The organism is Microcella humidisoli (assembly GCF_024362325.1).
Lineage (GTDB): Bacteria > Actinomycetota > Actinomycetes > Actinomycetales > Microbacteriaceae > Microcella > Microcella humidisoli.
The window spans coordinates 1,971,363-1,983,973 of the sequence record NZ_CP101497.1; the positions used below are offsets into that span (position 1 = coordinate 1,971,363).

Consider the following 12,611-nt stretch of genomic DNA (forward strand, 5'->3'; position numbering starts at 1 on the left):
CCTCCTAAGGGGCGAGGTTGGTGAGGTCGACGTTCGTGAACGCGAACTGCACGATGAAGATCGCGAGCCCGATCGTCACGATGATGCCGAGCACGATCGTGGCGATCGTGATCCACAGCGACGCCATGCCTCGCCCCGTGCGGCGGCGCGCCACAATGGCACGGCCGATGGGGTAGACGGGCCACGCGCTCGCGAGCACCAAGAACGACCACGCCCAGTGGAAGGGTTGCGGAACCCCGCGGCGGCGCAGTTCGCGCCAGTCGAGGAACGCGAAGAGCACGAAGAGGATGTTGGTGATCCAGCCCAGCGCCGTCACGGCGACGTAGCCGGGGGTCGAGAACAGCGCCGCTTGGCCAGCGACACTCGTATCGGTGAGCGACGTGACGATGAACGTCTCCCAGTCGATCCAGAAGACCGAGAGCAGCTGCAGCACGGGAATGACCACGAGCGGCCAGATCCATGTCGTGGAGGGGTCGGTGCCCTCGGGGGCCCGCTCGGGCATCGCGGCGGCGGTGGTCGAGTAGGGCGTCTCGAGGTGATCGGTCCACCGTGCGCCATCCCACCAGCGGCGCTGCGTGCCGCCTGCCGGATCGGCATACCAGCCGGCGGGCGTCGACGGAACGGCAGGATCAGTCATGGGGTCTCCTCGAACGTGTTGACCATCGCGAAGGCGGCTCGCTCCAGGTAATCCCACAGTGTGGCCTCGAGCAGAGGGGGCAGCGCCAAGCTCTGCACGGCGGCGCGCATGTGGCCCAGCCAGCGGTCTCGGGCATCCGGATTGATGTGGAAAGGGTTGTGGCGCATGCGCAGCCGCGGGTGCCCGCGCTGCTCGCTGTACGTGCCCGGGCCGCCCCAGTACTGCTCGAGGAATGCGGTGAGGCGCCAGATGGCGCCCTCCATGTCGTCCTCGGGATACATCGGAGTGAGCACGGGGTCGGCCGCGACCCCCTCGTAGAACCGTCGCACGAGCCGCTCGAAGGTCTCGTGGCCGCCCACCTGCTCGTAGAACGTCGGCGCGGGGCCGTCGGTCGCGGTCACAGGTCGCTGTCTTCCGGCGGGGTGACGGGTCGGCGGCTGCCGCGCTCGTGCTCCCGTGCGTCGATGCCGTCCATGACGATGCGGTTGAGCGAGGGCACCGCCACGCCCAGCTCGTCGAGGGCGAGCTTGAGGCGCAGCCGCAGGGCGCGCGCCATGTCGAACTGGTCGCCCGAGCGCACCTTCATGACGAGACGGATGACGAGGGCCTCAGCCGAAATCGACTCGATGCCCCAGATCTCGGGCGGTTCGAGCACTTTGCGCTTGTACTCCGGCTCGGCGGCCATGGCGTTCGCGGTGGCGAGCATGACCTCTTGCACCTCGTCGACGTTCGAGGTGTAGGGCGCGGGCAGGTCGATGATGACGCGTGCCCAGCCCTGCGACTTGTTGCCGACGTTGATGATCTCGCCGTTGCGCACGTACCAGAGCACCCCGTTGACGTCGCGAATCTGCGTCACGCGCACGCCGACGATTTCGACGACGCCGCTGACCGGCCCCTGGGTCGACTGCAGCTCGACGATGTCGCCGACGCCGAGCTGGTCTTCGAACACCATGAAGAGGCCGTTGAGCATGTCTTTCACGACGTTCTGGGCGCCGAAACCGAGGGCTGCACCGAGGATGCCCGCCGAGGCGATGAGCGCCGTGACCGAGAAGTCCAGCTCGCCGAGCACGAGCACGATCGCGACCGCGACGATCGCCCAGGTGACGAGGTTGTTGAGCACCGTGCCCATCGTGCGCGTGCGCTGCACGACGCGCACGGCGTGCAGCGGCGAGGCACTGAGCTCGACCGTGTCGTCGACGTTCTGCGCCTTCTTGACGCCCGACACGACCCGATCGACGACGCGGTGGATGATCGCGATGAGCACCCAGCGCAGAATGACGGCGCCGATGATGACGCCGATGATGCGGAACGGCGCCTCGTAGGTCGTCAGAAAGCTGCCGATGCCCGCCCAGAATGTCGCCCAATCGAAGTCGCCCATCGTGATGTCAGCTTAGCGACCGCCCCGCCGAGCAGTCTCTGCCTAGACTCACGACAAGTCGGGGGGAAGGGACGGTGCCGGTGGAGGCTCGCGTGATCGCGCAGTTGTCGACGCAGATCGACGAAGGTTGGACTGCAGAGCAACGCGCCTCGTTTCTCGGCCTGGACCTGAGAGCCATGCGGCGCACGATGGTGGTGCTGGCGGCGCTCGCGTTCGTCGCCCTCGCGAGCATCACGGTGGTCGTCCTGGTCGGCCTCGAGGTGCTGGCTCCCGCCGAAAGCATCCCGCTTCCGCTCATGCTCGCGGGGCTCGGCATCGGCGTGGTGGTCGGGGCCGCAGCAAGCGTGAGCCTGTCGCTGCTGATCAGTTCGCGTCTCGCGCTGGCCCGCCCGATGGTGCAGCAGTCGGTCGTCGTCACGTCGATCGTCGTGGTCGGGTACGGGGCGATGAGTGGGGCGCAGGCTCTGGGCGGATCGCCCTGGCTCATCAGCGTCGCGCTCGGGCTCACCGCCTGGGCTCTTGTTGAGGGTGCTTGGCAGCACTCGGTCGTGTTCTCCGCGCTTCGCACACCCACCTTCCCGCGCCGCGGTCTCGCCATGCTGGCCGCGCAGCGTGCTGAACTCGGGCTGGGCGGTCACGCGACGGTACTGGGTCTCAGTCCGACACGAGAGGCCCTTGCAGGTCTCAGCCGAGCAGTCGTCGTGATCAGTTGTGCGGCGCTCATGGCGTTCTCACCGATTGTCGGCCTGCTCGCGGCGCTTGTGCGCCTGCTGGCCGACCTGGCCGACGTGGCAGCACTCACCACACAGCGTCACCGACTGATCTCGATCGCCCCGGCCGTCGCCGCGGCTCTTCTCGTGGTCGCGGTCGCCGCCCTCTACTAGAAAGAGGGCAGCGACCGCGCCGCGGCTGCTACACCCGGTCGCGCGCCTGCGCGGCGAGCGCGCGCTCGACGCCCGCGAGGTTCTCGGTGACGAGGCGCCGCAGCGCGGGGGCCGCGTCGGTGTTGGCGTCGAGCCACGCGCGCGTGGCATCCACGAGCTCTTGCGAGGCCAGCGGCGCCGGGTACAGACCCAGCACGATGTACTCCGCGATCGCGTGCGTGCGGCTCGACCACACGTCGGTCAGGGCGTCGAAGTACGGCTGCACGAGCCCCTCGAGCGAGGCCGGGTCGTTGACGTGCGTGTAGCCCATGGTCGTCATGCGCACGACGACGTTCGGCAGCTCGTCGCGCGCGACGAGCGAGTCGAAGGCGGCCCGCTTGTCGTCGGCGCTCGGCAGTGCGGCGGCGCTGCGGGCGGCCGCCTGCTGGCCGTTCGAGGTGTTGTCGCGTTCCAGCGCGGCATCGATCTCGCTGCGGGATGCGGCGCCGTTGAGCGCCAGGCCCTCGAGCAGCTCCCACTCGAGGTCGGTGTCGATCTCGACGCCGGGCAGCGTGATCGAGCCGTCGCGCAGGCCGCGCAGCGTCTCGACGTGCGCGGGCGTGCTGGCGACGTTGGCGAAGAACTTCACGAACTGGAACTGGCTGTCGCTGCCCGCCTCGGCGCTCTGCGCGAGCGACCACAGGGCGTCGCCGATCTCGGCGATGATGCCCGGCCGCGCCGAGGGCTCGACGTACATGCGGGCCACGGTGAGCAGCTGCATGAGCGTCGTGCGCACGGTGGTCGACTCGGTCTCGGTCGCGATGTTGCCGAGCACGAGCCGCACGTAGTCACGCGGCGCGGTCTCGGCGTCGCGCGTCGAATCCCACGCCGAGCCCCAGACGAGCGAGCGAGCGAGGGGGTTCTCGATCTTCGACAGGTGCTCGATGGCCACGGCCAGCGAGTCGTCATCGAGGCGGATCTTCGCGTAGGCGAGGTCGTCGTCGTTGAGCAGGATGAGCGACGGCCGATCCATACCGACCAGCTCGGGCACGTCGGTGCGGGGGCCATCGACGTCGAGCTCGAGGCGGTGCGTGCGCGTGAGCGCACCATCCACGAGGTCATAGAAGCCGACGGCCATGCGGTGCGGGCGGATCGTCGGGTAGTCGGGGTGCGCGCTCTGCAGCACCGCGAAGCTCGTGATGACGCCGGCCTCGTCGACCGTCAGCTCGGGGCGCAGGGTGTTGACGCCCGCCGTCTCGAGCCACAGCTGCGACCACGTCGACAGCTCGCGTCCGCTCGTGGCCTCGAGCTCGCTCAGCAGGTCGGTGAGCTCGGTGTTGCCCCAGGCGTGCTTCTGGAAGTACTGGCCGACGCCCGCGAAGAAGGCGTCCTGCCCCACCCACGCGACGAGCTGCTTGAGCACGCTGCCGCCCTTGGCGTAGGTGATGCCGTCGAAGTTGACCTGCACGTCTTCGAGGTCGTTGATGGTCGCGACGACGGGGTGGGTGCTCGGCAGCTGGTCTTGCCGGTAGGCCCAGCTCTTCTCCATCGCCTGGAAGGTCGTCCACGCCTCGTGCCACTCGGTGGCCTCGGCCGTGGCGATCGTCGACGCCCACTCGGCGAACGACTCGTTGAGCCACAGGTCGTTCCACCACTTCATGGTGACGAGGTCGCCGAACCACATGTGGGCGAGCTCGTGCAGGATCGTGACGACGCGGCGCTCCTTGACGGCGTCGGTCACCTTGCTGCGGAACACGTAGACCTCGGTGAAGGTCACGGCGCCCGCGTTCTCCATGGCGCCCGCATTGAACTCGGGCACGAAGAGCTGGTCGTACTTCTCGAACGGGTAGGCGACGCCGAACTTCGACTCGAAGTAGGCGAAGCCCTTGCGCGTGATGTCGAAGATGTAGTCGGCATCGAGGTACTCGAAGAGGCTCGCGCGGGCGTAGATGCCGAGCGGGATGCTGCGGCCGTCGCTGCTCGTGAGCTCGCTGTGCACGCTCTGGTAGGGGCCCGCGATGATCGCGGTGATGTAGCTCGAGATGCGCTTCGTCGTCGCGAACACTGTGGTGGCGGAGTCACCATTCTCGGTGCGCGACTCGACGGGGGAGTTCGACACGACGACCCAGCTGGCGGGGGCGGTCACGGTGAAGCGGAACGTCGCCTTGAGGTCGGGCTGCTCGAACACCGCGAACACGCGGCGGCTGTCGGGCACCTCGAACTGCGAGTAGAGGTATACCTCGCCATCGACGGGGTCGACGAAGCGGTGCAGGCCCTCGCCCGAGTTCGTGTACTCGTGGTCGGCGACGACCGTGAGCACGTTGTGCTCGGCGAGCCCGTCGAGCTGGATGCGCGTGCCGTCGGCCACGGCGGCCGCGTCGAGCTCGACGCCGTTGAGCGTGACGCTGTGCACCGTGCGGGTGATCGCGTCGATGAAGGTGCTCGCGCCGGCCTCGGCCGAGAAGGTCACGGTCGACGTCGACCGGAACACCTCGTCGCCCGTGGTCAGGTCGAGCGAGATGTCGTAGCTCTCGGTCTCGACGATGGCCTTGCGCTCGTGCGCTTCGACGCGGGTCAGGTTCTCTGCGGGCACGGCGGCGGCCTCCTTGGGGCAGTGTGCTGATGAGCACGGGAATCGGGATGCGCGGCTCGTGGCCGCGCCCATTCAGCCTAGCCGCGCAGCCAGACCGCGCCGTGGGCGGGCAGGGCGCTATGGCTTTTCGGCGTCGCGAGGCGCGACCTGCTGATCCATGCGGAGATCGTCGCCCAGCGCGGCGTTGGCGATGCGCACGGCGGCTGTCTCCGAAGCGATCTCGCTCGCCTGCTTCGCCAGCCCCTCGCGCGAGACCAGGTCGGCGAGCATCGCTTCGATCAGGCCAAGGCGCCGATCGATACTCGCGACCTGCGTGCTGACCGCGTGAAAACGCGACCGTTCCTCGACGAGTGCCGGAACGAGGAACTTCACGACGTTCTTGCCCGCGCGACGCAGCCGCCAGCCGGGCCTCTTCCTCTCGGCCCGCACGATGCGGTCGAGCCCCTCGCGCTTCGTCGAGAGGGAGCCCAGAACTGCAAGGACCAGCGTCTGCAGGTCGTCGTCGTCGCTGAAGACGACTTGCCGTGCGCGAGTGCGCTCGGCGTATTCGACCCCGTTGAGGCGAACGACCCACGTGAGCGTGTTGACGCCCGGCTCACCGGCGAAGACTGGCACAGAAGCAAGCCCCGACCACACCGATCCCGAGACCGGATTCCAGCGAACAGTGGTGAAGTGGGAGGCAACGGAATCCGAGCGGTAGCCGATCTCGATCGTCGGACTGTCGTCTGAGGTGAGTGCCACGACCTGCACCGGGAGCCTGACGAGCGCTCCCGAGCTCACAGGGAAGACGTCCACGAGACCCTGCACAACGACGGTCGTCCCATCGGGGCCGCGGAAGACGCTCGCGCCGGGTGCCAGCATGTTCTCGCTGATCACCGCCGACAAGCTGTCGAGGGCCGACTGGCTGCGATCGTAAGGCTCAAACCGAGCCATAGTGCTCGCGGCAAGGTCGTGACCCTCTTCTTCCGACTGCACGAATTCGACGTCGACAGCATTGTGGAACGTGTACCGAGAGGGAATGTACTCCCGGCTCCAATCCGTGGGTTCGGCGGGCCACGCCAGGGTTTCGAAGATGCGCTTGCGAAAGCGATGCGGGGCCTTGGCAATAGCGAAGTTGAAGTACGCGCTCCACTCGTCGACCGACCGGCCGTTGGCGTGCGCCTCGAAAAGGCGGACCGCATCCGCAAACAGGTCGCGATCGATGATCTGGGGCTGATGCGCTGAATACGACAGCTGCTCGAGTCCGAGTTCGAGGCAGATGTCGTTCGTGTTCGCCTGCCCCATGTCGTAGCTGCTCTCGCGGTGGGGCCAGCGGGGCAGTTCCCGGCAGTAGAAGGCATTGTGAGAGCCGTCGTCGTTGACGAATGTGGAGCGATCGTACGGACGAATCGGCCTGCTGTCGTCATCGAGCATGATGAAGACCTTGCCGAGGCCAGCGATTGCCGGAATGCGCGACCGAAGCATCCAGTTCTTGCGCTGGTGGTCAGCGTTGGAGAACTCCGGGAGGTCGTCACCGAGGAGCACCTCTTCGTCGATCGCCCTGACGGGGTGAGAAGAGGTAATCGCTTCGACAGCCTCGACCATCGTGGTCGGACACACGACGACGTATTCGGAGACGCACGATGCGAAGAGGTTGTGCGCACGAATGGTCGACTCGAGCTTCGCGAGGTTGTTGCTGATAAGGACATAGGGAAAATCCGAGGGAATGCTCGCGGCCCCCGCAGTGCCCCCGCTCACCGTCGCGAGAGAATCCGCGACTCTCTCCGTAACGGTGTCCCAGGTGGTCGCTCGGAACTCTCGGGCGATCTGGTTGCGCCGGGCAGCGGTCAGTGCGTGATCGTTGAGGTAGGGGCGCAACAGTCCCGCGACCTCACGCGCACTGTTGTACATCGAGTACTCGGCAAAGGGTCCGCCCACTTCGAACATCGAGCTGTTGGCCGATGTCACCGTGATGACCCCGCGCGCCAGCGACTCCGCCACCGGCAGTCCGTAGCCTTCGTAGTCAGACAAGTAGACACCGGCAAAGGCGCCGCGCTGCAGGTAGTCCGTGAGCCGATCGGAGGCTTGCGTGAGCCAGTGCACACGCGACCCGTAGAGCGGATGGTCGGTAATGGCATCGGCTGTGTCGTCGGAGTGCCATCCCTTCCTGCCGACAAAAACCATGTGGAGGTGGGGGTTTTCCCGAGCGAGTTCTTGAAACGCCTGCAGCGCAACGAGCTGTCGTTTCCGAGGTTCAACGGTGCCGACAAAGAGGAGATAGTCCTTGTTGATGAATGAACTGATGTCGTCCAGTTCTTGCGCTGTTGGACTGTCTTTCGGCTTGAAGTCGCCCCCCAATCGCGTCACGAGACTCGGGATCTGGCGCTGAATGCCAAGCGTCTCGCGGATCTCCGTGAAGTCTTTCTCGGCCGATCGCGAGATAGGAAGCACCAGATCGCTGTAGGTGAAGACGGCGCTGATGAATGCCATCCAGTTGCGGATCGTCTGTTGGTGAGTGTGGTGCGGGTACTTCATCGGCACAAAGTCGTAGATCGTCGTCACGATGGTGACGCCCTGACGCTTCAGTCGCTTGTACAGGTACGGGCGGCCGAGATAGGCGCTCCATACAGAGTCGACGTCGAAGAACACGTCGTCCGCACCGAGGGAGCTCAGCGGCAGGCGTCCCACGATTCCGACGGCATCTCGGCCGCCAGAACGATCCGGTTCGGTGGAAAGCCACGACGGGTCGATGACGGCGTAATCGTGATTGACCAGATCGAACGCCAGCAAGCGGATCTGGAGCCGCTCGTCGCGAACGAGGCGGATGAGAAGCTCGCGAGTGACGCGCTGGATTCCTGTCGTGTACGGGACCGCAATGATGTCGGTGACGTCGACGTTGATGACCGCTCTACGCGACGACATTGATGCGAACTCCCCGTGACTGGTACCGCACGGCCAGGGCAAGCCTCTGAATCAGGTCAGCCCTCGACATCGCCATTGTCCGAATGTTGTTGGTGTGACCCTCAAGCTCGTCGTCGTAAGGAAGTCTGTTCACCACCGCGCAGTACACGCCGACGACGAAGTCCGAGTCGTTCGCGATCGAGAGGAGAGACTCACGAGGCAACTCGACCAGCGAGTGCTCTACAGACTCTGGCGGCTCGGCGAAGGGGGTGGCCAACCGGATCGGCTCGATGACCCGAAGTCGATCAGAGACGTACTGCACGACCGATGCGTACGTCTGCTGAAACTCATCGTTCAACGCGCAACTCCTACAGCGAAGTGGGTAAGGGATAAATCTTCACTGTAGTACCTGTTTAATGTTCACTTATCTCACGGAAAACTCACACGTGAAGATCAGTCATGGCCGGTTGCTGCCGTCTACTGTTCGCTCTCTGAGCCGCGCAGCCAGACCACGCCGTGGGCGGGCAGGGTGAGGGCGGCGCGCAGGTCGTGGCGGGCATCCGTCAGCAGGTCGGTCATGGTGGCGGGCAGGCCCGAGAGGGTCAGCGCGGCGATGGTCTGCGGCTCGTCGGCGACGTTGGCGAAGCAGACCACCGGCCCCTTGGGGCCCGGCCGCTGGTAGCCGAGCACGTGCAGGTTCTTCGTGTCGAAGCCGATGAGGGTGCCGCCGCTGAACTCCGGGGTCGACCGGCGCACGGCGATCAGGTGCTGCAGGCCCGAGAAGATGCGGCCCGCGTCGGTGGAGGCGTCGGTGCGCTGCGCGTAGCGCTCGGCAGGGTAGGCGGGCCGGTGCGCCCAGCGGCTGTCGTCGGCGTGGCCCGGCTCGTCGGCCCACCCCGGGTCGTTGAGCTGGCCGACCTCGTCGCCGAGGTACAGCAGGGGGATTCCGCCTGTCGAGAGCACGATCGAGTGGGCGAGCAGGATGCGGCCGATCGCTCCGGCGTCGCCCGCCTCGAGGCCCGCGAGCGAGGCGGTCGTGCCCGAGATGCGGCAGTCGCCCGTCTTCGGGTTGTCTTGGAAGGGGATGCCGCGGGCGAAGCTGCCGGGGAACCGGTTGACGAAGAAGCTGTTCAAGAACCGCCGGTGCTCGAAGCCGTCGATGCCGAGCTCGGCGGCGTCTTCGTCGGCGAAGGTCCAGCCGATGTCGTCGTGGCTGCGCACGTAGTTGACCCACGCGGTGCCCGGCGGCAGATTGTGGCGGCGGTCGAGGGCCTGCTGCAATAGCCGGGCATCCCGTGTTGCGAGGGAGTTCCAGATGAGCGCCATCTGCAGCGGGTTATAGCTGATGCGGCACTCGTCGACCGAGATGTACTCGACGACCTGGTCAGGGTGCACGATCGCCTCGCTCTTGAACATGACGGCGGGCGCCGCGATGCGGAGGGCGGCCGTGAAGGCCTGGATAAGCAGGTGCGCTTCGGGCAGGTTCTCGCAGGAGGTGCCGAGTTGCTTCCAGATGAACGCGACCGCGTCCATGCGCAGGATGTCGACGCCCTGGTTGGCAAGGAAGAGCATCTCGCCCGCCATCGCGCGCAGTACGGCGGGGTTGGAGTAGTTGAGATCCCACTGGAAGGTGTGGAAGGTCGCCCAGATCCACCGCTCGGCCTCGGCCCGGCTCGGCACGCTGCCGTCGCGGCGGGGGAAGGGCACGAAGCTGCCCGGGTGGTCGTCGGGGAAGATCTCGCGCACTGTGGCTTCGAAGGCGTCGGGCTGCTCGCGGCCGTCGAAGACCCAGTAGTAGTTCTCGAACTCGCGCTCGCCCGCGATGGCGCGCTGAGCCCACTCGTGCTCGTTCGAGGTGTGGTTGAAGATGAAGTCGAGCACGAGCACGATGCCGTTGGCCCGCAGCTCGGCAGCGAGGCTCTGCAGCTGCACCATGTCGCCGAGGGCCGGGTTCACCGCGCGGTAGCTCGACACGGCATAGCCGCCGTCGCTGTTCTCCTCCGGCGCCGCGAAGAGCGGCATGAGGTGCAGGTAGGTCAGGCCCAGTTCTCTGAAGTACGGGATGCGCGCCCGCACGCCCTCGAGGTCGGTCGCGTAGCGATCGACGTAGCAGACGCCGCCGAGCATCTGATTCGACTGGAACCAGTCGGGGTCGGCGAGGCGCGCGTCGTCGAGCGCGCGCAGCTCGGCGGGGCGCTGCTGCCACGAGGTCGCGAGCAGGTCGATGAGCGCGGCGAGCTCGGTGTCGAGGTGCAGGCCGGCGCCGTAGATGCGAGTGAGCAGGCTCATCAGCCGGGGCGCCTCGGCCTCGACGCGGGCCGAGAACCGCGCCCACTCGGCGGGGTCGGTCTCGGGGCGGCGCGCATCGGCGAGCGCCCGCATCCACTGCTCTGTGTTTGCTTGGTCCGTGTGCGGCACGATCGCCAGTCTAGGTCGGTGCCGGGCCCGTCGACCCAGTATTGTCCAGGTGGACAACTCGTGAGACGATGAGCCCATGCACACCACCGTGTTCGAGCGCAGCCGCCCCGACGCCCGCCTCATCGCCGACAGCCTCGAGGGGTCGCGGCTGCAGCCGTTCTGGCTCGACGACCTGCCCGAGCGGCCCGTGCGGCCCGCGCTGACGGGGCGCGAGACGGCCGACCTCGCCGTCGTGGGTGGCGGCTACACGGGGCTGTGGACGGCGCTGCTCGCGAAGCAGCGCGACCCCGACGCCCGCGTCGTGCTGCTCGAGGGCAAGCGCATCGGCTGGGCCGCGAGCGGTCGCAACGGCGGTTTCGTCGAGGCGACGCTCACCCACGGCGCGAAGAACGGCGAGACCCGGTTCCCTGACGAGCTCGCGACGCTCGATCGACTCGGCATGCAGAACCTCGACGAGATCGAGGCCACGGTCGAGGCCGAGGGCTGGGCCGTCGACTTCGAGCGCGTCGGCTCCATCGCCGTCGCCACCGAGGCGTACCAGGTAGCCGAGCTCAAGGCCGCGCACGACGGCGAGCACGAGCTGTTCTTCGACGCTGCCGCGATGCGCGCGCAGATCGCCTCGCCGACCTACGAGGGCGGGCTGTGGTCGACGCGGGATACGGCGCTCGTGCATCCCGGCAAGCTTGCGATCGCCCTCATGCGCGCGTGCCTCGATGCGGGCGTCGAGATCTTCGAGTCGAGCCCGGTCAGCGACCTCAGCACGGAGCGCGACGCCGTCACGCTGAGCGTGCGCGGCGGCGGCACCCTCAGGGCCGCGCGCGTGGCGCTCGCGACCAACGCCTTCCCCTCCCTGCTCAAGCGCTACCGCCTGCACACCGTGCCGGTCTACGACTACGTGCTCATGACCGAACCGCTGACGGATGCGCAGCTCGCGTCGATCGGGTGGCAGGGTCGCCAGGGCGTGGCCGACAGCGCCAACCAGTTCCACTACTACCGCCTCAGTGCCGACAACCGCATCCTGTGGGGTGGATACGACGCGATCTACCACTTCGGCGGGCGCATCCGTCCGGAGTACGACGACCGTCGCGAGTCGTTCGAGACCCTCGCGAGCCACTTCTTCACGACCTTCCCGCAACTGGAGGGCGTGCGGTTCAGCCACCGCTGGGCGGGCGTCATCGACACGTGCAGCCGCTTCTGCGCCTTCCATGCCACCGCCCACCAGGGGCGCGTCGCCTACTCGGCCGGCTTCACGGGGCTCGGGGTCGCGGCCACGCGGTTCGCGGCGAACGTCATGCTCGACCAGCTGGCCGGCGAGACGACGGAGCGCACTGCGCTCGACATGGTGCGCAGCATGCCGTTGCCCTTCCCGCCCGAGCCGGCGACGTATCCGGCCGTGCAGTCGGTGCGCTGGGCGCTCGACCGCGCAGATCACAATTCGGGAAAGAGAAATGCGTTCCTGCGCACGCTCGACGCCGTGGGTCTAGGGTTCGATTCGTGAGCCTTCCCCTCGACGCAGCCACCGTGCTGCAGGCCCTCGAGCTCGAACTCGAGCACGAGCCCGTCGACGACGACCAGGTCGTCGAGGGTGCGCCCACCACGGGCATCGCCGCCCTCACCGAGCTTGACGACTGGGAGGTCGGGGTGTGGGAGATCACGCCCGGCACCGTCACCGACGTTGAGGTCGAGGAAGTGTTCATCGTGCTTCGCGGGCACGCCATCCTGCGCCGCGGCGACGGCTCCGAGGTCGAGCTGCGCGCCGGCTCGGTCGGCCGTCTCGACGACGGCGAAGAGACCGAGTGGCGCGTGCTCGAGACGCTGCGCAAGATCTACATCGCGTAGCGC

General features: G+C 67.2%; 10 protein-coding genes. 3 read left to right on the forward strand and 7 right to left on the reverse strand.

Annotated elements, in window-relative coordinates; genetic code table 11:
* Positions 1-4 precede the first annotated feature (4 nt).
* The 3 genes from NNL39_RS09570 to NNL39_RS09580 are packed head-to-tail and all read right to left on the reverse strand — an operon-like array spanning position 5 to position 2,015.
* Positions 5-637: a DUF2510 domain-containing protein gene (locus NNL39_RS09570; RefSeq protein WP_255159059.1), complete on the reverse strand. Its 633-nt coding sequence runs from the start codon at positions 635-637 to the stop codon at positions 5-7.
* Positions 634-1,038 (reverse strand): globin, encoded by a 405-nt coding sequence (locus NNL39_RS09575; protein ID WP_255159060.1) that lies wholly within the window; start codon positions 1,036-1,038, stop codon positions 634-636. Before NNL39_RS09575 ends, NNL39_RS09570 begins: the two co-directional genes overlap by 4 nt.
* Positions 1,035-2,015, reverse strand: coding sequence for a mechanosensitive ion channel family protein (locus NNL39_RS09580; protein WP_255159061.1), 981 nt, complete (start codon positions 2,013-2,015; stop codon positions 1,035-1,037). Before NNL39_RS09580 ends, NNL39_RS09575 begins: the two co-directional genes overlap by 4 nt.
* A gap of 104 nt (positions 2,016-2,119) precedes the next feature.
* On the opposite strand from NNL39_RS09580, the gene NNL39_RS09585 reads away from it, so the two are divergent.
* Positions 2,120-2,899: a hypothetical protein gene (locus tag NNL39_RS09585; RefSeq protein WP_255159062.1), complete on the forward strand. Its 780-nt coding sequence runs from the start codon at positions 2,120-2,122 to the stop codon at positions 2,897-2,899.
* A 28-nt stretch (positions 2,900-2,927) separates the two neighbouring features.
* Here NNL39_RS09585 and pepN read toward each other — a convergent pair whose 3' ends face one another.
* The 4 genes from pepN to NNL39_RS09605 form a co-directional block, all read right to left on the reverse strand.
* Entirely contained in the window at positions 2,928-5,471 is a 2,544-nt protein-coding gene (pepN, locus tag NNL39_RS09590) for an aminopeptidase N (protein ID WP_255159063.1), read from the reverse strand.
* A gap of 117 nt (positions 5,472-5,588) precedes the next feature.
* Positions 5,589-8,372, reverse strand: a complete 2,784-nt coding sequence (locus tag NNL39_RS09595) for a glycosyltransferase (protein ID WP_255159064.1) — start codon at positions 8,370-8,372, stop codon at positions 5,589-5,591.
* Positions 8,359-8,709 carry a hypothetical protein gene (locus tag NNL39_RS09600; RefSeq protein ID WP_255159065.1) on the reverse strand — a complete coding sequence of 117 codons (351 nt, stop codon included), beginning with the start codon at positions 8,707-8,709 and terminating at the stop codon, positions 8,359-8,361. The genes NNL39_RS09595 and NNL39_RS09600 overlap by 14 nt, the downstream gene beginning before the upstream one ends.
* Before the next feature lie 119 nt (positions 8,710-8,828).
* Positions 8,829-10,733 (reverse strand): alpha-amylase family protein, encoded by a 1,905-nt coding sequence (locus NNL39_RS09605; RefSeq protein WP_255160926.1) that lies wholly within the window; start codon positions 10,731-10,733, stop codon positions 8,829-8,831.
* 112 nt (positions 10,734-10,845) lie between these two features.
* Between NNL39_RS09605 and NNL39_RS09610 the strand changes: the two genes are divergently transcribed.
* Positions 10,846-12,267 carry an NAD(P)/FAD-dependent oxidoreductase gene (locus tag NNL39_RS09610; RefSeq protein WP_255159066.1) on the forward strand — a complete coding sequence of 474 codons (1,422 nt, stop codon included), beginning with the start codon at positions 10,846-10,848 and terminating at the stop codon, positions 12,265-12,267.
* Positions 12,264-12,608, forward strand: coding sequence for a cupin domain-containing protein (locus NNL39_RS09615; protein WP_255159067.1), 345 nt, complete (start codon positions 12,264-12,266; stop codon positions 12,606-12,608). Before NNL39_RS09610 ends, NNL39_RS09615 begins: the two co-directional genes overlap by 4 nt.
* Positions 12,609-12,611 lie beyond the last annotated feature (3 nt).